The 21,230-nt window shown below is 39.0% G+C and carries 21 protein-coding genes; 6 read left to right on the top strand and 15 right to left on the bottom strand.

The features are described from left to right. Positions 1-105: 105 nt before the first annotated feature. Together GWI68_RS01020 and yihI are read right to left on the bottom strand one after the other, a co-directional pair. Positions 106-1,551, bottom strand: coding sequence for a DUF4026 domain-containing protein (locus GWI68_RS01020; protein ID WP_166539137.1), 1,446 nt, complete (start codon positions 1,549-1,551; stop codon positions 106-108). Positions 1,552-1,792: 241 nt separating this feature from the next. Continuing rightward, positions 1,793-2,290, bottom strand: coding sequence for a Der GTPase-activating protein YihI (gene yihI, locus GWI68_RS01015; protein WP_109408983.1), 498 nt, complete (start codon positions 2,288-2,290; stop codon positions 1,793-1,795). A 188-nt stretch (positions 2,291-2,478) separates the two neighbouring features. Between yihI and GWI68_RS01010 the strand changes: the two genes are divergently transcribed. Both GWI68_RS01010 and GWI68_RS01005 read left to right on the top strand, forming a co-directional pair. After that, positions 2,479-3,951 carry a glycosyltransferase family 39 protein gene (locus GWI68_RS01010; protein ID WP_166539136.1) on the top strand — a complete coding sequence of 491 codons (1,473 nt, stop codon included), beginning with the start codon at positions 2,479-2,481 and terminating at the stop codon, positions 3,949-3,951. Positions 3,952-3,953: 2 nt separating this feature from the next. Next, positions 3,954-4,502 carry a GNAT family N-acetyltransferase gene (locus tag GWI68_RS01005; protein ID WP_166539135.1) on the top strand — a complete coding sequence of 183 codons (549 nt, stop codon included), beginning with the start codon at positions 3,954-3,956 and terminating at the stop codon, positions 4,500-4,502. Between the two features lie 49 nt (positions 4,503-4,551). On the opposite strand, the gene GWI68_RS01000 is transcribed toward GWI68_RS01005, so the two are convergent. After that, positions 4,552-4,863, bottom strand: coding sequence for a monooxygenase (locus GWI68_RS01000; protein ID WP_166539134.1), 312 nt, complete (start codon positions 4,861-4,863; stop codon positions 4,552-4,554). A gap of 80 nt (positions 4,864-4,943) precedes the next feature. After that, positions 4,944-6,302, bottom strand: coding sequence for an NCS2 family permease (locus GWI68_RS00995; protein WP_166539133.1), 1,359 nt, complete (start codon positions 6,300-6,302; stop codon positions 4,944-4,946). A 303-nt stretch (positions 6,303-6,605) separates the two neighbouring features. Here GWI68_RS00995 and GWI68_RS00990 point away from each other — a divergent pair, with 303 nt between their 5' ends. Both GWI68_RS00990 and GWI68_RS00985 read left to right on the top strand, forming a co-directional pair. Beyond that, positions 6,606-6,902, top strand: coding sequence for a DUF1778 domain-containing protein (locus tag GWI68_RS00990; RefSeq protein ID WP_109408979.1), 297 nt, complete (start codon positions 6,606-6,608; stop codon positions 6,900-6,902). Next, entirely contained in the window at positions 6,880-7,392 is a 513-nt protein-coding gene (locus GWI68_RS00985; RefSeq protein WP_109408978.1) for a GNAT family N-acetyltransferase, read from the top strand. The genes GWI68_RS00990 and GWI68_RS00985 overlap by 23 nt, the downstream gene beginning before the upstream one ends. 56 nt (positions 7,393-7,448) lie before the next feature. Here the strand turns inward: GWI68_RS00985 and GWI68_RS00980 are convergent, their stop codons facing one another. From GWI68_RS00980 to greB, 11 genes are all read right to left on the bottom strand, one after another. Next, the gene (locus GWI68_RS00980) at positions 7,449-8,201 is read right to left on the bottom strand and encodes an amino acid ABC transporter permease (RefSeq protein WP_109408977.1); all 753 of its coding nucleotides are present in this window, start codon (positions 8,199-8,201) and stop codon (positions 7,449-7,451) included. A gap of 1 nt (position 8,202) precedes the next feature. Further along, entirely contained in the window at positions 8,203-8,940 is a 738-nt protein-coding gene (locus GWI68_RS00975) for an amino acid ABC transporter permease (protein WP_166539132.1), read from the bottom strand. Between the two features lie 106 nt (positions 8,941-9,046). Further along, positions 9,047-9,886 (bottom strand): ABC transporter substrate-binding protein, encoded by an 840-nt coding sequence (locus GWI68_RS00970; protein WP_166539131.1) that lies wholly within the window; start codon positions 9,884-9,886, stop codon positions 9,047-9,049. A gap of 215 nt (positions 9,887-10,101) precedes the next feature. Further along, on the bottom strand, positions 10,102-10,836 hold the full coding sequence (gene phoU / locus GWI68_RS00965) for a phosphate signaling complex protein PhoU (RefSeq protein WP_109408975.1): 735 nt from the start codon (positions 10,834-10,836) through the stop codon (positions 10,102-10,104). 14 nt (positions 10,837-10,850) lie between these two features. Continuing rightward, on the bottom strand, positions 10,851-11,627 hold the full coding sequence (gene pstB, locus GWI68_RS00960; RefSeq protein ID WP_006534565.1) for a phosphate ABC transporter ATP-binding protein PstB: 777 nt from the start codon (positions 11,625-11,627) through the stop codon (positions 10,851-10,853). Positions 11,628-11,656: 29 nt separating this feature from the next. Beyond that, positions 11,657-12,559, bottom strand: a complete 903-nt coding sequence (pstA, locus tag GWI68_RS00955) for a phosphate ABC transporter permease PstA (RefSeq protein WP_166539130.1) — start codon at positions 12,557-12,559, stop codon at positions 11,657-11,659. A 1-nt stretch (position 12,560) separates the two neighbouring features. Then, positions 12,561-13,520, bottom strand: a complete 960-nt coding sequence (pstC, locus tag GWI68_RS00950; RefSeq protein WP_166539129.1) for a phosphate ABC transporter permease PstC — start codon at positions 13,518-13,520, stop codon at positions 12,561-12,563. Positions 13,521-13,596: 76 nt separating this feature from the next. Continuing rightward, positions 13,597-14,637 carry a phosphate ABC transporter substrate-binding protein PstS gene (gene pstS / locus GWI68_RS00945; RefSeq protein ID WP_166539128.1) on the bottom strand — a complete coding sequence of 347 codons (1,041 nt, stop codon included), beginning with the start codon at positions 14,635-14,637 and terminating at the stop codon, positions 13,597-13,599. Positions 14,638-14,846: 209 nt separating this feature from the next. Next, positions 14,847-16,187, bottom strand: coding sequence for a two-component system sensor histidine kinase EnvZ (envZ, locus tag GWI68_RS00940; RefSeq protein ID WP_166539127.1), 1,341 nt, complete (start codon positions 16,185-16,187; stop codon positions 14,847-14,849). Continuing rightward, the gene (gene ompR, locus GWI68_RS00935) at positions 16,184-16,906 is read right to left on the bottom strand and encodes a two-component system response regulator OmpR (protein WP_036933800.1); all 723 of its coding nucleotides are present in this window, start codon (positions 16,904-16,906) and stop codon (positions 16,184-16,186) included. Before ompR ends, envZ begins: the two co-directional genes overlap by 4 nt. Before the next feature lie 150 nt (positions 16,907-17,056). After that, positions 17,057-17,536, bottom strand: a complete 480-nt coding sequence (gene greB, locus GWI68_RS00930; RefSeq protein WP_006534574.1) for a transcription elongation factor GreB — start codon at positions 17,534-17,536, stop codon at positions 17,057-17,059. Between the two features lie 180 nt (positions 17,537-17,716). Here greB and GWI68_RS00925 point away from each other — a divergent pair, with 180 nt between their 5' ends. Together GWI68_RS00925 and GWI68_RS00920 are read left to right on the top strand one after the other, a co-directional pair. Continuing rightward, the gene (locus GWI68_RS00925) at positions 17,717-20,059 is read left to right on the top strand and encodes a Tex family protein (RefSeq protein ID WP_166539126.1); all 2,343 of its coding nucleotides are present in this window, start codon (positions 17,717-17,719) and stop codon (positions 20,057-20,059) included. 480 nt (positions 20,060-20,539) lie between these two features. After that, a complete protein-coding gene (locus GWI68_RS00920; RefSeq protein ID WP_166539125.1) occupies positions 20,540-21,214 on the top strand; it encodes a CsgG/HfaB family protein in 675 nt (224 codons plus the stop codon). The last annotated feature ends 16 nt before the right edge of the window (positions 21,215-21,230 follow it).

The raw sequence follows: 21,230 nt of genomic DNA, 5'->3' as shown, positions 1-21,230 counted from the left end.
TTAACTGGTCACCAGATGAAAGTAGATTTTACTGAAATTTAAAAACGGGTTTCTCATCATGATTAAATAAGAAACCCGCATTAAAGGCGTGAGATTGTTAGCTAATTAGTGAGTTTGCTGGTGGCTAAAAAGCTGGTAAATATTGTTAGGGGTATAACTATCATCTTCGAATGAAACGACCCAATCAGTAATTAAATCTATATTGATGGGATAGATTTCACCTTCTTGCATCTCTTTAACATAAAATGGCACGTTGAGTAATTTGGCATAAACAGTGTCACCATCACGAGACTGTGGCACAAACCACATATGTTCAAGCTCTTTTTCTTCCTCTTCACCGTAAGGAATACCGAATTTGATCATAAATTGCCAAGGGTTTTCGGTCTCTTCGGGTTTTTCTTTACCTAATAATTTCGAAAGAAAACCGTTCTTTTTTTCGACGGGGGGTTGATTGTAGTTATCAAACATAGAAACAAAGTATTCCCAGCGTCGTTTGGCTTTTTCAGACATTTCATAGGTTTCTTCATTGCTACGTAATAGCATCATTGCTTGCTGCTCTTCATAACCTTTAAAGAAGGTTTCTAAAACAGGATTTTCTTCATTGGTTCTAAATAGCATAGATGAAGGGTGTTGGTGATACTCGTCACGATCGGCTAGATCACCTAAGAAAACGCCGTTTGGTGCGCCTTCAGTGTCGTAACGCATCTCTTCTAAAGATCTAAGGTTTTCGAGAGGTGTTGATTGATTAATATGGCGGATACCTTCTTCAAAAGGTAAGGCAACAAGATACTCTAAACCTGATGATGTTTGCCCACAAAGCATTGGTTCACCAAATTCGATTTGGCGATGATTAATACTGTTGTTAACAAAGCAGCGGAAGAGATCAGGGATACCATAGTAAGATTCAAGCATACTTGGAATAACTAAATCGACTTCAGTTAAGCCACAGCGTGCGAGCCCATGAGTATGGAACCAAAACATGGTTGGTGGATCATTTTCTGTGTCATAGACAGCATGAATAACATATAAGCTTTCTACTTCAGGATAGAGATCGGGGGTTTCTAATTGAAAGCGGATCCACTCTGGTGATAAGGCTTTACCTGCTGCTGATTCATCTAATGCTAAAACCATTTCAGGAGCAATAATATTTAGAAAATTTAGTTGATGGCGGTAACTTGCTAAGGGATGCAACGCCTCAGTAAATAGCGTTTCTAATAATAAATCTTGAGTTGTGGCATTTGCGTGCGCTAATAATTGCGGGGTAAGTTCATCTGTTGAATACATTGGGCGTATTTCATAATCTTCATCTCTAGGGTAAAGACAGACAAAAAAATGCAATTCATTATCGCCATGTTGGCAACGATAGAAAAAACCATCATCAATATTTTCACTCAGATAATTGATTTCACCATCAGTATAATCCGTCTGCTCTTCTAGGCGTTGCTCAATAAGTGCATAGTTTAGTGGCTGTGCAGGAAAAGCCACTATACGAGAGGGCACTTTTTCTCCTTGCCCGGCTGCGATATCTAAGTACTGCTGTCTGTTATCCATATTTCTTATCACTCGTATATTTATATTAAAGATGGAAAAATAGAATATCAGGGATGATAAGAGAGGAATAGGCGGAGTTATCTGAGCTTGATAGGTTTGTTTATGTCATCACAAGAAAAGGGTATTTTCAAACATAAATCAAATATGAAAAAATAGATCGTATATAAAAATTAATGGATATCAATAAGTTATTGATATCCATTAGATGTAAGATAATCAAAGAAAATGATTAGCCTTTTGATTATTTACCTTTCAGTAATTGCATGATGTCTTCAGTTTTTTCTTCATCGTCATCATCTTCAAACTCAATACCAAGTTCAACCATTAATTCGTCAATGCGATCAAGGGTTTTCTCAGTATAAGCCTGTTCTTCAGCATTAAGTTTTTCACCATTTTCAAGGCGAGACAGTAATTCATCTAAACGAGCATCGTTTTCTAACAAGTCTAATTCTTGTTCAGGTGTTAAACGAACCGGCTCTGGTTTGATAGGCGCGGGTTTTTTCTTCGTCACTTTAGGTGCATCACCGACAATCAGAGGGATTGGTTTTTTACTACCAATACGTGGATCTTTCGGTGCTGTATTTTTAGTTTGGTTTTTATTTTCCATTTCCTGCTGACGGTTACCAGCAGGATTGCCGCGGTGTTTCTTTTGACGTTTGCGTTCACGTCCTTCCGCGTTCAGCTCTTCACGTGTTTTTTTACGTGTTTTTGCTGCGGGCTTTCTTTTAATCATATTCATAATGGTAACTCGGTAGTGATCTTCTTGGTTGCGCAATCTATCAGAAACAAATTTTCAATAAAAGCGCAAATTTAAGACAATTTAATTTTTGCTCACGTACAATGTGCGGTTCATTTCACTATACTTTACTGTGTTGTGACATTCTTTAATAACAAAATTAAATTTATCAACTTAACTTTCTATTTATTATGACATTATCATCTGCGCAATTGCGTAAACCGGTATATTGGTGGGTTATTGGCTATGCGGCACTGTGGATCTTAGTCAGCTATCTTTTTGACCCTACGGTGCCTTATGATGCCGTAGAAGCGGTCAATTGGGGTACCAATGGAGGTTGGGGTTCCCCTAAAAATCCTTGGTTTGTTGGCTTTATAATATCACCTGCTATTTATGGCGGTGTCGATTTTAGCTTTTATTGGTATTTTATCCACTTTATTGTGATTGCCATTGGGTTATTAGGTGTCTGGAATTTAGCTTATAAATTGACACGCAACACTAATCTTGCATGGTTTGCCATGTTAGGGCTTAATTTATCTGGCATTATTAACTTCGATATTATCCCTTATAACGATAACTATATTCTAGTCGGTTGCTGGGCTTGGGCTCTTTATTTTTTCCTCTGTGCAATCAATGACAATCAAAAATATTGGATTGGTTTTGCTATTGTTATGGGTATTGCCACAATGGGGAAATACTCATCACTAGCTTTTATGGGTTCTGTCTTCTTATTAAGCCTATTTGTCCCTAAAGTGCGAGTGAGCTATCGTTCACCTTATTTTTATTTGGCAATTGCGATTTGGTTTGCTTTTGTTATTCCTAATTTTATTTGGTTATGGCAAACCGACTTTGCCGCGTTTAAATGGGTTGATTCTCAAATAGAGAGCCGTTTTAATTTGCGTACAACGCGTGCTGCACTGACAGTTTTTTATCCTATTATCTTGATGTGGGCAATATTACGTCTTTATGGTGGTCGATTAAGTTGGTCTGCATCTCCAGATAGCCAATTATTGAATTTTATTTTGTTATTCCCATTAGCAATTATTTTTACTTGGTTTAGCTTTCATGAAGGTGGCCGTATTACGGAGTGGTTACAGCCATTTATGTCGATAGCGACTGCACTTTTTGTGGGTTCAATTAGTGTCATGCCTAAGCGTTCATTGCGTGGTGTATTGTACGGTTTAGGTGTGTTTGGCATGTTGGTTGTTTCTGGCTATACCGTCGTACAAGCAGCTAATGTGCGTAATGCGGGTCAAAAATTTATTGGTATCAAAACATTTGTGCAAGAGGTTGAACAAGCTTGGCATCAACATTATCACACCCCGTTAGCGTATGTGGGGGGTGAATATATGCATGAATGGGTAACTTTTTATGGTAAAGATAGGCCTCTATCTTCACAGCCTTGGATATTAGAAGAAAATGTGCAACCACCTAATATCTATAATCGGCATATCACGCTTCAACAATTAGAAGAGAAAGGCGTCGTATTGATCAGCGAAGTGGGCTATTACTGTGAAAAAGCCTCTTTTGATAAAGGATTAAAATACTGGCCAAGTTTAAAAATAGTTGATACTCAAGAGATAATGTTTCGTTCTGAGCCAAATGCTATTGCAGAGCCCGTTTGTATTGCATTTGTGGCTCCAAGCACTCATAAGGAAAAGTAGAAATGCGTTACGCTGATATTCAGGTTGAAACACCAAGATTGATTTTACGTCCCTTTAAAATGGGAGACGCTGAAAATTGGTTTAATATTATGAGTTCACCTGAAGTCACTCGCTACTGGAGCCATCTTCCTTGGCAATCACTGCAAGAAGCGCAAGAAGATATCATTCAAGATATTACGCATATGGAAAGAAAAGAGTATCTGCGCTTAGCGGTAATAGAGAAAGAGACGAATACACTAATGGGAATGTGTGTTTTCTTTAATCATTATTCTAGTTCTCGACGAGGCGAAATAGGGTATTGCCTTGATACACCATATCAAGGGAAAGGGATCATGAAGGAAGCCATGGTTGCGTTTATCACGTACCTACAAACACATTTATCTGTTCGTCGTTTAGAAGCGGATATTCATCCGAATAATAAAGCATCAGCTGCTTTATTAGCGAAGTTAGGTTTTGAACAGGAAGGATATCTTAAACAGCGTTGGATAGTGGGTGATGAGGTTTCTGATTCTATTGTTTTTGGTTTGTTATTGCCCACAAAAGCAGAGTAATTGCAGAAAATAGAAAGGCACAAGTGGCATATAACACTTGTGCTTTTAGCTACTTAGCCAAAAAATAGGCTTGATTTTTTAAGCTTAAAGTTTGGTTTACTGCAAAAATATCACCACGTATTTCTGGAATACCAAACGATTTTAACCGAGCGCTATGTTTCTCTAAATAAGCTTGAGCATTTTCTTCTGAATCAAAAAGATAAATCCCACCTGCTTTTTGGGTTTCTTTATTTTCAGTCCAAATTTTCCAAATAAAGCCAGGCTCTTGATTGATTGATGCAGATAATGCATCCATAGCTTGTGTCATTTCATCTCCGAAAGGACCATGATAAGGGAAATCTACTTGTAAAAGTACGTGCATAATCACCTCTTTTCTTATAAAAAACGGCACGTTATTGGTGCCGTTTTATCTGTATCATGATGATCTTAATTTATTGAATATTAGAATAAAGAATTCAAATCAATCACATGAGTATCAATCAGCAATATTTTTAAAATAAATAGCAGTGAAACAATCACAACACATAGATTAATTTCTTTCCAGCGGAAAGTACCCACTTTCATAACACAATAAGCAATAAAGCCTAGTGCGATACCTTCTGTAATTGAGAAGCTAAATGGCATCATGACTGCGGTGATAAAAGCAGGAACGGATTCTGTTAAATCATCCCATTTCACGCGTGTAAGGCTGGATGTCATTAATACACCCACATAAATCAGTGCACCTGCTGTCGCATAGCTTGGCACCATACCTGCTAGTGGTGATAAGAAGATAGCGAGTAAGAAAAGAATACCCACAACAACGGCAGTTAAACCTGTACGGCCACCGACAGAAACACCGGAAGTACTTTCGATAAAGGCGGTTACGGAAGATGTTCCCATTGCAGAGCCTGCAACAGAACTTAAGCTATCGACGTATAACGCTTGTTTCATTCGTGGAAACTTACCTTTGTCATCAGTTAAACCTGCTTTATCAGTAACACCAATTAATGTGCCAGAAGAGTCAAATAGGTTAACCAACATAAAAGCAAAGATCACGCCAGAAAGACCGATATCTAAGGCTCCCATAATATCAACTTTACCAACAACGGTGGTGATAGAAGGAGGAACAGCAAAGATACCTTGATATTGAACATCACCTAAAAGAAGACTAATTACAGTGGTGATAACAATTGAGATAAGAATGGCGGCATGAATATTACGAGCAGCAAGAATAGCGATAATAAAAAAGCCTAATGCACCTAATAATACGTTATGAGAAGCAAAATTACCGATAGTAACGATAGTGTCATTATTAGGAATAATAATACCGGAGTTTTTTAAGCCCATCATGGCGATAAAAAGACCGATACCGCTAGTAATACCAACACGTAAGCTCAGTGGAATATGGGCAATTATCCAGTAGCGAATACGAAAGAGAGTCAGTAAAAATAGCCCTACTGCACCCCAAAAGATCGCACCCATAGCGACTTCCCATGAGTAACCCATAGCACCAACGACGACGAAGGCAAAGAATGCGTTTAAGCCCATCGCAGGTGCAACGGCAATAGGTAAATTCGCCACTAATCCCATTAAAATACTACCGAAAGCCGCAATTAAGCAGGTCGTCACGAAGACGGCTTTGATATCCATATTGGCAGCAGCAAGAATTTGAGGGTTAACGAAGATAATATAAACCATCGTTAAGAAAGTTGTGATACCCGCAATCAGTTCGGTGCGAGCGTTTGTGCCGTGTTCTTGTAGCTTAAACAGGCGTTGGAGCAAACCCTGTGATCCAGAATTTGGTGATGACATGCTCATAGACAAAAGATCCCAAAAAAAATGTTTTTCGCTTTATCCTACACAAATAAAACAATAACTGCACCTAAAAAAGTAATCGATTGCGTAGAGCGCTACAGCGAAGGCATTAAAAATAGATGGAGATATTTAATAAACTAAGTGTAGTTTAGTGCTAATAATTGTATGACGTCAAAATGGCACATTTTATTTACTTTGTTAAAATTTGATCATATTATCTTGCTTGAAAAGTGAGCTGTTTTGAAGTTTTACTAGTTTTATAAATAACAGCTATTAAATAAGTTTTAATAAAGAGGTGGAGGAATTATGCCTACTTTATCAAATGAAAGGATCACAACACGTATTAGCCCCGAAATGAAAATTTTGTTAGAAAAGGCTTTATCATTATCAGGTTATACGAGTTTAAATAGTTTTATTGTACAAGCAGCTATTGCTGAAGCTAAACGGCTAATCGAGCAAGATATGCGTATTAAACTTTGTCAGGAAGACGCTTTAGATTTTATTAATGCATTGGAAAAACCAATCGAAATAAATGATCGCTTCCTTCGTGCCGCGCGCAAGCATAAGGAAACAATTCTTGATGAAAATAAGTCCTCTGAATAGAAAAATACATGATAGAACATCTTTTGATTGTGGCGATAAAACACTTAATAACTACTTGAAAGCAATATCCAATCAACATCATGAAAAAGATTTAGCACGTACTTTTGTATTAACAAGTGAAATCGAGCCTACAAAAATTAAAGGATTTTATTCATTAGCATTGTGTACTATCGATTTAGATGAATTACCGCAAGAAATCGGGAAAAAATATCCCAAAGAGCTCTATTGCGTATTAATCGGGCGGTTAGCAATTAGTCAGCAGTATCAACGCCAAGGTTTAGGATCTATTTTATTAGTTGATGCTGTAAGAAAAGCAATAAATTCATCTGGTAATATTCCGATACCCATGATTATCGTAGATGCAAAGCATGATATTGCAAAAAGTATGTATCAAGGATTAGGTTTTTCTTCATTTAGCCAAAATGAATATCGTTTATTTATGACTATGGCGAATGCTAAAGCGGTAATCAGTCTAGTTGATAATGAATAAATCAATTATAAAGAGACTAACTTATTCTATTAAAACAATAAGTTAGTCTCTTTTGTTTATCCCATTTCTTTCTTAACAAATGATTGTTGTTTAAACGGCAACACTATCTGCCAAAAAGGGCGCTTTTCTTTTTGTGTGGAAAATAATTTCGCTACTCTATTGGCAATAATTTCCAATGAAAAACAGAGAATAAAATAGATAAAAGCAACGAATAGAAAAACTTCCATTGGATAAACCATACTGCGGTTATTAACTTGGGTCGCTAAGAAAGAAAGCTCACCTACACCCACCACATAAGCTAATGAAGTATCTTTAATTAAGGCTATCCACTGATTAATAAACGAAGGCACCATCATGCGTAATGCTTGTGGTAATACGATATACCACAACACTTGCCAGCGATTAAAGCCTAACGATAATCCTGCCTGCCATTGCCCTTTTCCAATCGCTAAAATACCGGCTTTAACGCCATGCGCAATATAAGACGATGTAATTAAAGCCAATGCACAAATTACGGTGGTGATTTCAGGTATTTCCATTCCTAATACTACGGGCAATAAAAAATAGACCCAAAATATCAACATAATGACAGGAATAGCGCGGAAAAAGCCTAAAAAAGCTGCGAAAAGGTTAACCCAGATACCTCTGAGCATAGCCAAAGCAATGCCACCTAATGTACCCAAAATAATTGATGCAATACCTGCAATGATACTGATAAAGACGGTCAGTGCTGCACCTTCTAAAGGTCCATCAGGATAAGCACCAAAGAGTAAGTACTGCCAGTTATCAGCAATAACAGTAAAATCCATCTTAATATCCTTGTGCTAATTTACGTTGCTGATGCCATTGACCCCAAGCTTCCATCAATGCGATTGCTGCAATATAGAGAACCGTTGCAACACCAAAGGCTTCAAAGGTACGTAAAGACTCTGTTTCGACTTGTCTTGATGCGTAAGAAAGCTCTGCAACACCAATAGCCATAGTTAGTGATGAGTTTTTTATCACATTCATGTATTGACCCAGCAAAGGGGGCAGAGCAATACGAAAGGCTTGAGGTAGGATCACATAACGCATAGATTGCCATTGTGTTAAACCTAATGCCAAAGAAGCATATTTTTGCCCTTGTTTAACACCTTGAATACCAGCTCTTAGCTCTTCGGCAATAAACGGGGTTGAATAAAATGTCAGACCCACAATGCCCGCTAAAAATTCAAAAGAAGGCCAAGAAAGCGTCACACCTAAAAATGCAATCTCATGAGATGTGTTTAACCATATCATGGCGCTTTGTGGCAGAATTTCTCCAGATGCGAAATACCAAAAAAATAGTTGTACTAACAGTGGAGTATTACGAAATAGCGATGTATAAGCCGTGGCTAACCAGCGTAATGGTGCAAAAGTGCTGTCTCTTGCAGCACTAAGGGCAAAGCTCATTAATGTTGCAATGACAATAGTCCAAAAAGAGATAAGCAAGGTGATTAAAAAACCACTCCAAAGCCAACTTAAATAGTGTGGCTCAAGAAGGTAATGTGATAGAAATTGCTCAAACATATAATAGGCCTATTGTAGACACCAAACCCCGCAAAGGCGGGGTAGGTGTTTTAATAAAGGAATAACTTTATTTTGATGAAAGAAGAAAGTTATTACGCTTTAAAGATCAAGATTGTGGTGTTTGCTCTGATAGTGGGGCAAATTTAAAATCACCACGAGGTTGAGCTGATTTTGTTTCAGGGCCAAACCAACGATTGTAGATCTCGTCTGCTTTACCTTCCTTTTCCAATCTTAATAAGGTGTTATTGATTTCATTAATTAAACGCTCTTCACCTTTAGCTGCTGCAACTGCTTGGTATTCACGAGTGATACTAAATGATGACACTTCAAAATCTGCTTTTATGGCATCAGGAAGATTTGCTAATAAACCCACTAATTTTGCATCGTCTTGGGTGATGGCTTGTACGTTACCGTTACGTAATGCGGCGAAAGCCAGTGGTGTATCGTCATAAGAGATAACTTTGGTATTGGGATAGCGTTCACGTAGCGTAATTTCTTGAACAGTACCTTTATCTGCACCAATACGTAGTGAGTGAATTTGTTCTGGGTTAGTTAAAACCCCTTTACGTGCAATAAATTTTTGTCCGGTTGCAAAGTAAGGAACAGAGAAGTCAACTTGCTTAGCGCGTTCGTCGGTAATGGTGAAGTTAGCTGCGATTAAATCGACTTTCTTAGAGCTTAACAGTGGAATACGGTTTGCTGGGTTTGTTGGACGCAGCTCCAGTTTTACACCTAGATCTTTGGCTATTTCATTGGCGATATCCGCATCATAACCTGCGAGCTTTTTGGTTTGAGGATCAATAAACCCAAAAGGAGGATTGCTGTCAAAAATCGCGATACGTACTACACCTGCTTTTTTTATATCATCAAGTTTATCAGCTTTTGCAATACCAGAGAAAAGCACAGAGCCTGCAATTAATGCGGTTGCCAAAACACGTAGTTTCATTATTCACCCCAAAGAAAAGAATTATCATCGTTATGTTGGATATCACGCTATCAAGTTGATCTAAGTTCATAAAATAATAAAAATTGATATGGATATACTTTTAAGGAATAAGGTGAGGAAAAGCGTTGAGCTAACACGGTATTAAATTTATGAGGGAATAAAAAAACAGCGACATAATTATCGCTGTTTGTAAGAAAAGAGAAGAAGAGAGAAATTTATTTGGTGGTATTGTTACCATCACTTTTTGTTAGCATTTTTTCTACTTGGTCTCCCCCTAAATGGCGGAAATCATGACCTTTTACATAATAGAAAATAAACTCACAAATATTCTGACAACGGTCGCCAATGCGTTCAATAGAACGAGCACAAAATAAGGCGGTTAACACACTGGGAATAGTGCGAGGATCTTCCATCATATAAGTCATTAATTGACGAACGATACCTTCATATTCGTTATCAATTTTGGCGTCTTCACGATAGATACGCACTGCTTCATCCAAGTCCATACGCGCAAAGGCATCAAGAACATCGTGAAGCATTTGTATCGCATGTTGGCCTAAAGATTCTAAACTGACTAATAATGGCTGATGTTGATGTGAAAACTTTTCAAGTGCTGTTTTACAGATTTTTTCAGCAACATCACCAATACGTTCTAGCTCAGCGATCGTTTTTGATATCGCCATAATTAAACGTAAGTCACTGGCTGTTGGCTGGCGTTTAGCAATAATTCGCATACACGCATCATCAATAGCGACTTCCATCATATTGACGTTATGATCACCTTGAATAACTTCATTTGCCAGTGCTTGGTCTTGATTGTGCATTGCCATAATGGCTTTTTTCAGCTGTTCTTCAACAAGCCCACCCATCACCATCAGCTCAGTACGGATATGCTCTAACTCAGCATTAAATTGACCAGAAATATGCTTATTGTGATTTAAATTATCCATTTATTGCCTCGTTATCAGCCATAACGCCCAGTGATGTAATCTTCAGTTTGTTTTTTCGCAGGACGCGTAAATAACGTATCCGTATCGCTAAATTCAATTAACTCGCCTAAATACATAAATGCAGTGTAATCAGAACAACGTGCCGCTTGTTGCATGTTATGTGTCACGATAACCACGGTATATTCTGATTTGAGTTCGCTGATAAGCTCTTCAATACGACCTGTTGAGATTGGATCAAGTGCTGAACAAGGCTCATCAAGTAACAAAACTTCAGGACGAATAGCGATACCGCGCGCTATACATAAACGCTGTTGTTGACCACCAGATAGACTATATCCACTCTGATGTAATTTATCTTTGGTTTCGTTCCATAATGCGGCTTTTGTCAAAGCCCATTGAACACGTTCGTCCATATCAGCGCGAGATAACTTTTCGAATAAGCGTACACCAAAAGCGATATTGTCATAAATTGACATCGGGAAAGGGGTTGGCTTTTGGAACACCATTCCGACTTTGGCGCGTAATAGCGCAATATCTTGTTTATCTGTCAGGATATTGTTGCCATCTAGTAGAATTTCGCCTTCTGCACGCTGTTCGCCATAAAGCTCATACATTTTATTAAAAGTACGCAGTAAGGTTGATTTACCACAGCCAGAAGGGCCGATAAATGCAGTCACCTTATTTTTGGCAATATCTAAAGAGATATTTTTCAGCGCATGGAATTTACCGTAGTAGAAGTTCAAATCACGAACTTGAATTTTATTTCCCGCGTTATCATTAGCCATAATCATTCAACGTCTCTCTTGCTTAACTTTCTGCGTTAACCGTGCTTGCGTTTAGCAAACAGCACGCGCGCGATAATATTGATAAATAGAACACAGAGGGTGATAAGTAATACGCCAGCCCAGGCAAGCTCTTGCCACTGTGCAAAAGGACTCATGGCGAACTTAAAGATAGTCACAGGTAAGTTAGCTATCGGTTCGTTTAAGTCTGTGCTCCAGAATTGATTTGATAGTGAAGTAAATAACAGTGGCGCAGTTTCACCTGCAATACGTGCAATCGCTAATAACACACCTGTGATAATGCCTGATATCGAGGCTTTTAAGGTGATTTTAGAGATCATTTTCCACTTTGGTGTTCCTAATGCATAAGCAGCTTCGCGTAAACTATCAGGCACTAACTTCAACATATTTTCAGTGGTACGAATAACGATAGGAATTTGCAGTAAGGCAAGAGCAATAATACCTGCCCATCCTGAAAAGTGCTGCATCTGTGCGACCACAATAGTGTAGACAAAGAGCCCGACAACAATTGATGGTGCTGACAGCAAAATATCGTTAATAAAGCGAGTGGTTTCAGCAAGCCATGAGCGACGGCCATATTCTGCAAGATAAATCCCTGCAAGAATACCTAATGGCGTGCCAATCACTGTGGCCCAAAGAATGAGTAATCCACTACCGACAATGGCGTTCGCCAATCCACCACCATCAGTATTTGGCGGCGGTGTCATTTCGGTGAAAAGCGCAAGGGACATACCATCAACGCCTTTTGTGATTGTTGAGAATAAAATCCACGTTAACCAGAAAAGACCAAATGCCATAGTAGATACAGATAAAAACAGTGCGATACGGTTTTTTTGACGACGCCAAAGTTGGCGTTTATGACGTACTCGCAGTTCGCTCTCTGTTTGAACTTGTAATGAAGAAGGGGATGTTTTAGACATATTAACGCGCTCCTTCATTCTTAGATAAACGTAATGTCATAAACTTAGAAATCGCAAGTACGATAAAGGTGATGACAAACAGGATAAGCCCTAATTCCATTAATGCCGCAGTATGTAATCCCGTTTCTGCTTCAGCAAACTCATTGGCTAATGCAGACGTGATACTGTTACCTGGCATAAATAGCGAGGCAGAATCTAATTGGTAGGTATTACCGATGATAAAGGTCACCGCCATGGTTTCACCTAAGGCACGGCCTAATCCCAACATAACGCCACCGATGACACCGTTACGGGTATAAGGTAGAACGATATTCCAAATTACTTCCCATGTTGTACAGCCAATACCGTAGGCTGATTCCTTCATCATGACAGGTGTCTGTTCAAACACATCACGCATCACAGAGGCGATATAAGGAATGATCATGATAGCGAGGATAACCCCTGCTGCTAAGATACCAATACCAAAAGCAGGGCCTGAGAAAAGCTCGCCAACGATAGGAATAGAAGAAAGCACATTGCCTACCGGCTCTTGGAAATAGGTTGCAAACAGTGGTGCGAAGACAAACAGTCCCCACATACCATAAACAATACTTGGGATAGCCGCGAGTAACTCAATCGCAATACCTAATGGGCGTTTTAGCCAATTAGGTGCTAATTCAGTGAGGAAAAGGGCAATACCAAAACTGACAGGAACAGCAATAACCAGTGCGATAATTGACGTTACAATGGTGCCGTAAATAGGCACTAATGCACCAAACTCCTGTGCTGGTGGGTCCCACTCTTTTGTCCATAAGAATGAAAGACCAAACTGCTGAATACTTGGTAATGAGGCAAAAATCAGTGAAACAATGATACCTGTTAAAAGCAAAAGCGTAATCAACGCAGCTAGACGGACTAGTGCGCTGAAAATAACGTCCCCTCGTTTACTAGGGGCCTTTATTACCGTTGTGTGCTCGGCCATAAAGCCTCTTTTAATTTATTACCCCCTGTTAGCAGGGGGTGAACGTTAACTTATCTCTTAATGGTTACCGGTTTTATTAGTAAATCGGTTTGCCATTACTGTCTTTAATACTTGTTTTCCATGCAGCACGAATTTGTTCTACAACTTCTGCAGGTAATACTGCGTAATCTAGATTTTTCGCTTCTTGATTACCTTTGTCATAAGCCCAGTTGAAGAAATTCAGCACTTCTTTACCTTTTTCTGCATTTTGTTGTTTTTGATGCACTAAGATAAAGGTGGTTGAAGTAATCGGCCATGCGTTTTCACCTTTCTGATTAGTCAGGTCTTGTGCAAAGCTTTTGCTCCAATCAATTTTTCTTGCTGCGGCACTAAAGCTGTCTGCTGTTGGTGCGATTGCTTCGCCATCAGCTGTGACTAATTTAGTATAAGCAAGGTTGTTTTGTTTCGCGTAAGCATATTCAACATAACCAATTGAACCTGGTACACGTTGAACGAATGCAGCGATGCCATCATTTCCTTTACCACCTAAGCCTGTTGGCCATTTTACGGTAGAGCCAGCGCCTACTTCATCTTTCCATGCGCTATTTACTTTTGATAAGTAGCTAGTGAAAACGAAAGAAGTTCCAGAACCATCAGCACGACGAATAACCGCGATATTCTGGTCTGGTAATTTTACGCCTGGATTGAGTTTTGTGATGGCAGGGTCATTCCATTTTTGGATCTTGCCTAGATAGATATTACCGATAGTGTCGCCATCTAAGGTCAGCTCACCTGATTTGATACCAGGAATGTTTACAGCCATAACAACGCCACCAATCACGGTAGGGAATTGGAATAAACCGTCAGCTTGTAATTTGTCGTCTGTTAATGGTGCATCAGAAGCGCCAAAATCAACGGTGTTTGCAATGATTTGTTTAACACCACCAGAGGAGCCAATGCCTTGGTAGTTAATTTTGTTACCCGTTTCTTTTTGATAGGAATCTGCCCATTTAGCATAAACTGGGGCAGGGAACGTTGCGCCAGCACCAGTCAGCGAGGTCGTTGCCTGCGCAGAAAGAGCGGTCATTGAAAACGCAGCGGCAATGACACTAGTCAGGGTGGTACGCATCAGTTTCATAATCCCTCCTGTGGGATAGGTAGAATAATTTTCGACATCTATCAACTTCGGTTACGGTACGCACAGACAATAGGTCAGTTAGATGACAATTAAATGTCTTAATTGTGACAGTTTTATGACAAAGTAAAAAAATGATGAAATATTTAGAGGGAGAAGAAAAAATAGAGCAAAAGTAGCGGAATAAAAAAGGGCTTTATCAGAAAGAAAAATTAATCATCCTCATCATCACGCTCTTTTAATGGAAAATTAGCACGGATAAGTAATCCACCTTTAACGCTATCATCAAGTTCAACATAACCACCGTGAGCATCCATAATACGGCGAATAATGGATAACCCTAAACCTGCACCTGTCGAGCTACGCGCTTGTTCACCTTGAACAAAAGGTTGGAAAAGACGTTGTCGGTCTTCTTGTGGAATACCGGGGCCGTCATCTTCGACTTGAAACCATGCATATTCTTCATTTTTTCCACTTGAAACACTTATCCAGCCATGGCCATAGCGGGTCGCATTTACAATCATATTGGCAAGTGCTCGTTTCACAGCGATAGGATTAGCCGTAATATTAATGGGTTCAGGATGAAGATGATCTTCACTTATTTTACCTGAATTAGATTCAGCCGAAATGACTTCTTGTAATAGATTATTCATATCGCACAGTTCTAAAGACATCTCTTTACCTGTGCGCATATAGTCTAGAAACTGGCCAATAATGGCATCGCAATCTTCAATATCTTTATTGATAGAGTCAGCAAGATAGCTATCCTCTGGGCTCATCATTTCAGTGGCAAGGCGAATACGGGTAAGAGGTGTACGCAAGTCATGACTGACACCAGCCATAACGAGTGTTCTATCATTATCTAATGAACGAATACCCGATGACATCTGATTAAATGCGCGAATGATTGATCGCATTTCAGAGGAGCCAGATTCAGGAATAGGTGGTGGAATAACCCCTTTACCGATACGACGTGCAGCATATTCTACTTCATTGAGTGGGCGATTTTGAAAACGGTTATAGAGCCAAAAAAAAGCGACAACGATGATAATAAAAATAATCGCTTGTCGATAAACTGGCAGTAGGAAATTTTGCCCTAACTCAGTGAGAGGAACACGGATCCAGAGAGAGGGGGAAATATGTGTATTAACCCATAAAACAGGGTATTCCAGCGTGTTTTCAATCCAAATTTCAGTTTCTCCACCCAGATATTCAGACATCTGTTCACTTAAATCGTCATCGATTTTAGCCCAATAAAGTCCTTCCTCAAGTGCGGCCTCTTTATCAAAAAAAGAGATACCTAATTCGCTATAGATTTTATTGCGTAAAGCCGGGGAGATTTTGAGTGGAGTGCCATCAACTAAAATAAGTTCTTCAGGCATTAATGTGCGTATTTCATACGCTAAAACTTTATTAAATTGCTGAAGGCTTGGCCCAACAATAAGGTGCTGTACAACGATATAACTGGCTATCAAGCTAAAAAAAAGTAGCGAGATAACCAGAAATAACGAACGTGTCAGTTTATTGTGAGGGGAAAGCCTCAGCCTTCTCATTGAGCACTGGTTCCATCAGGAACAAAGACGTAACCAAGACCCCAAACTGTTTGAATATAGCGAGGATGTGTTGGATCCTCTTCAATCATTCGGCGTAAACGAGAAATTTGAACGTCGATTGAACGTTCCATAGCACTGTATTCGCGACCACGAGCAAGGCTCATTAATTTGTCACGAGAAAGAGGCTCACGAGGGTGAGATACCAGTACTTTTAATACAGCAAATTCACCACTCGTCAGAGGCATATGCTCTTCTTCATGGAACATTTCCCGTGTACCAAGGTTTAGCTTGAATTTACCAAAAGAGATAATGGCATTATCTTGTGAAGGAGCACCCGGCAATTCGTTCGCTTGACGGCGAAGTACTGCGCGAATGCGAGCCAGTAATTCTCTTGGATTAAATGGTTTTGAGATGTAATCATCAGCACCAATTTCAAGCCCAACAATTCTATCAACCTCTTCCCCTTTTGCTGTAACCATAATAATAGGGATAGGGTTGTTTTGGCTTCTTAAGCGACGGCAAATGGATAAGCCATCTTCACCTGGAAGCATTAAGTCGAGCACGATAAGGTGGATAGATTCGCGAGTGAGCAGACGATCCATTTGATCAGCGTTTGCAGCAGTACGGATTTGAAAACCCTGCTCTGTCAAATAGCGCTCTAATAGTGAACGTAGACGTAAATCATCATCCACGATTAGCACTTTATAACTTTCTTGCATTTTTTTAAGCTCCCGAAGTGCAAATGCTTTTGTTAGCGAATTCTATCATCGTTAAGAATATTAAACCAAAACCAAAGAATAAATGTTAATAATTTATAGATAAAACTTGTTATTTAGTGATAATAAAGGTAATAAATCTATTTATTTGTCTTATTCCGAATGATATTTGATAGATAATACGCAGTAATTAACTTCACCACCTGGTGTTTGCACACTAATTTCATCATCAACTTGTTTACCAATGAGAGCTCGGGCAACAGGAGAATCTATAGAAATCCACTGTTTTGCCGGATCAAACTCATCAGGCCCCACAAGTCTGAAAGTTTTGACATTTTCGTCATCATCTTCAAGCGTGACCCAAGCACCAAAATAAACTTTTCCTTCTTGGCGAGGATCGGGGTCAACAATTTTTAGCTCATCAAGACGTTTTGATAAAAAGCGAACACGTCTGTCAATTTCACGTAACCGCTTCTTTCCATAAATATATTCAGCATTTTCTGAACGGTCACCTTGTGCCGCTGCCTCTGAAACTGATTGTGTGACACGAGGGCGCTCTTCTTTCCAAAGATATTTTAGCTCTTTGTCTAAGGCATACCAGCCATCACGAGTAATATAGTTACTTTTTGCCATTACGAATTAAAACTATCATCAACATTGAATTTCATAAAGATACTATAGCGTGAATGATAAATTAATCTGTTATTTTCCTCATAATTGTCGAGTGTAATCGGAAATTTGCCAAATTTTTTTAGTGTGGCGTGTGTATAATAGCCCTCTTTAAAATTATTCCTCTCGGTAGGTAAATATATTATGAATGAATCATTAAGCCGAATTATTGCAGAAGAGCTCACGGTTAAGCCTCAGCAAGTCCTTTCGGCCATAACGTTACTGGATGAAGGGAATACGGTGCCATTTGTTGCCCGTTACCGTAAAGAGGTCACTGGTGGGTTAGATGATACGCAACTACGTCAGTTAGAAACTCGCCTTAGTTATTTACGAGAACTCAATGATCGTCGCCAAACCATTTTAAAATCAATTGAAGAACAAGGAAAATTAACACCTGAGTTACGTTCTTCAATTAATGAAACGCAAAGTAAAACAGAGCTTGAAGATCTTTATCTTCCTTATAAGCCTAAACGCCGTACTCGTGGACAAATCGCCATTGAAAATGGGTTAGAGCCCTTAGCAGACTTGTTGTGGAATGAGCCACAAAATAACCCAGAAGATGTAGCAACCGCTTATATCAACGCAGAAAAAGGCGTGAATGATACTAAAGCCGCTTTAGATGGTGCGCGTTATATTTTAATGGAGCGTTTTTCTGAAGATGCTGGATTATTGGCGAAAGTTCGTCAATATTTATGGAAAAATGCACATCTTGTTTCCAAAGTAGTGGAAGGAAAAGAAGCCGAAGGTGCGAAGTTTAGTGATTATTTTGACAGTCATGAGCCGATTGCCAATGTTCCTTCTCACCGTGCGTTAGCCATGTTTCGTGGTCGTAATGAAGGTATTTTACAATTATCACTTAATCCTGATCCGCAATTTGAAGAAGCACCTAAAGAAAGCTACGGTGAACAACTGATTACAGAGCATTTAGGATTACGCTTAAACAACCAACCAGCAGATAGCTGGCGCAAAGCGGTTGTAAGCTGGACTTGGCGTATTAAAGTTTTAATGCATATTGAAACAGAATTGATGAGCCAATTACGAGAAAAGGCGGAAGAAGAAGCTATTAATGTTTTTGCTCGAAACCTAAATGATTTACTGATGGCGGCACCTGCGGGTATGCGAGCCACTATGGGGCTTGATCCTGGTTTACGTACCGGTGTGAAAGTTGCCGTTGTAGATAGCACTGGTAAGTTAATTGCAACCGATACGATTTATCCACATACAGGCCAAGCTGATAAAGCGGCTGCCAGTGTCGCGGCGTTATGTATTAAGCATAATGTTGAACTGGTGGCGATTGGTAATGGTACTGCTTCTCGTGAAACCGAACGCTTTTTTGCTGAAACAGTAAAACGTTACCCAGACGTCAAAGCACAAAAGGTAATTGTGAGCGAGGCGGGAGCGTCCGTATATTCTGCATCAGAGCTTGCTGCTAATGAATTTCCTGATTTGGATGTGTCTATTCGTGGTGCGGTATCTATCGCTCGCCGTTTACAAGATCCGTTGGCTGAGCTTGTAAAAATTGATCCTAAATCAATTGGTGTTGGCCAATATCAGCATGATGTTAGCCAAACATTATTAGCCAGAAAACTTGATACTGTTGTTGAAGACTGTGTGAATGGTGTTGGTGTGGATTTAAATACAGCGTCAGTACCATTATTAACGCGAGTTGCGGGGCTTAGCCAATCTATCGCTCAAAATATTATTAATTGGCGTGATGAGAACGGCCGCTTTATTGATAGAAAACAGTTACTCAAAGTCGCACGCTTAGGGCCAAAAGCCTTTGAGCAATGTGCAGGATTCTTGCGCATTCGTGATGGTAAAAATCCGCTGGATGCGTCAACAGTTCACCCAGAAGCGTATCCAGTTGTTGAAAATATCCTGCAATCTACGCAGCAAAAGATTGACGATTTAATGGGAAATAGCGCTTTGATCTCACAGGTTGATGCAAGAGCGTTTATCACAGAGCAATTTGGTCTACCAACAATTAATGACATCTTAAAAGAGTTAGCAAAACCAGGGCGCGATCCTCGTCCTGAGTTTAAAACTGCGACTTTTGCTGAAGGTGTCGAAACAATGAATGACTTAGTTAGTGGCATGATCCTTGAAGGAACCGTGACTAATGTGACTAATTTCGGTGCATTCGTTGATATCGGTGTACACCAAGATGGCTTGGTTCATATCTCCTCTTTAGCTGACCGATTTATTGAAGATCCGCATACTGTGGTAAAAACAGGTGATATTGTTAAAGTCAAAGTTCTTGAAGTTGATTTAGCTCGTAAACGTATTGCATTAACTATGCGTTTAGATGAAGTTGCTGGTGATAGTGAAAATAGACAATCATTACCGAGTAATAGTAATAATCACCCTAGAAATAATAAAGGGCAGAAGCCAGCTCGTAATAACCGTCAATCAACAAATAACGGTAATAATGCGGGAAATAGTGCAATGGGTGACGCGTTAGCCGCTGCATTTGGAAAAAAACGCTAATAACACATTTATGGTTATGGTGTTAATGAGCTAGAGGCTCTAACGTTGTTGAATGTGGTGTCATGAATATTGATGGCACCACATTTTTTTATTTTGCCTTATTCAAGCTATTTTCTAATAACAAAACATTGATAAAGAAGAGTGCAAACTAAATATCCTCTCATTTACTTTTTATTTTTAATCGGTTTGGTTTTAATCTGACTTAAGCGATATTAAAAAAATAATAAATAAAGTATTCTCTATTTCATCTCTATATTTATTTATTATTGTTTTTATCATCTATCTTCTATTCTCCCCATCGCTGATTACCTTTATATTATAAATATGAGTTGATCGTCTTATAACCTTATTACTAATAAGGTTTTTAAGTGAACTTCTATGAGCTAAAACTGAAAACCATTTTTTCTGTTTATATCAACTCTATTTTAATTAATAGAATGAATATCTATAAGTTTATTTCACCTTTATTAGGTTATTAATATGAATTTAAATAAATTATCGCTTGGCTTGATTTTAGTTTCTGCAACATTACTTGCAGGGTGTGCTTCAGAGTCTTCTCGCTCTTTAGATGTTGCTAAAGTTGCAACCTATAACACGACTTATACAGGGACAAAAAGCGCTATTTCAATTGGTAAGTTTGATAACCGTTCTAGTTATATGAATGGAATATTCTCTGATGGTGTTGATAGATTAGGTAATCAATCCAAAACCATTTTAATGACACATTTACAACAGACAGGGCGTTTTAATGTATTAGATAGAGCTAACTTATCTGAATTAAAAGAAGAAGCGGGTATTAAAGGCCAAAGCCAGCAATTAAAAGGTGCAACCTATGTTATTACTGGTGATGTCACTGAATTTGGTCGTAAAGAAGTGGGTGATCGCCAATTATTTGGTATTTTAGGCCGCGGTAAAACTCAAGTTGCTTATGCCAAAGTGAATTTAAACGTTGTGAATGTAAACACATCAGAAGTGGTGTTCTCATCTCAAGGTGCAGGTGAATATGAACTTTCTAACCGTGAAATCATCGGGTTTGGTGGAACAGCAAGCTATGACTCAACACTTAACGGTAAAGTGCTTGATCTCGCTATTCGTGAAGCGGTTAATAATTTAGTGGCTGGTATTGAGAGCAATGCTTGGCAGCCTTCAAAATAATGCTCATTTTATAAGG

The sequence above is a fragment of the Proteus sp. G2669 genome (genome assembly GCF_009915245.1).
Lineage (GTDB): Bacteria > Pseudomonadota > Gammaproteobacteria > Enterobacterales > Enterobacteriaceae > Proteus.
Note: the sequence above shows the minus strand (reverse complement) of the source record. Positions and strands in the feature narration are given on the sequence as shown.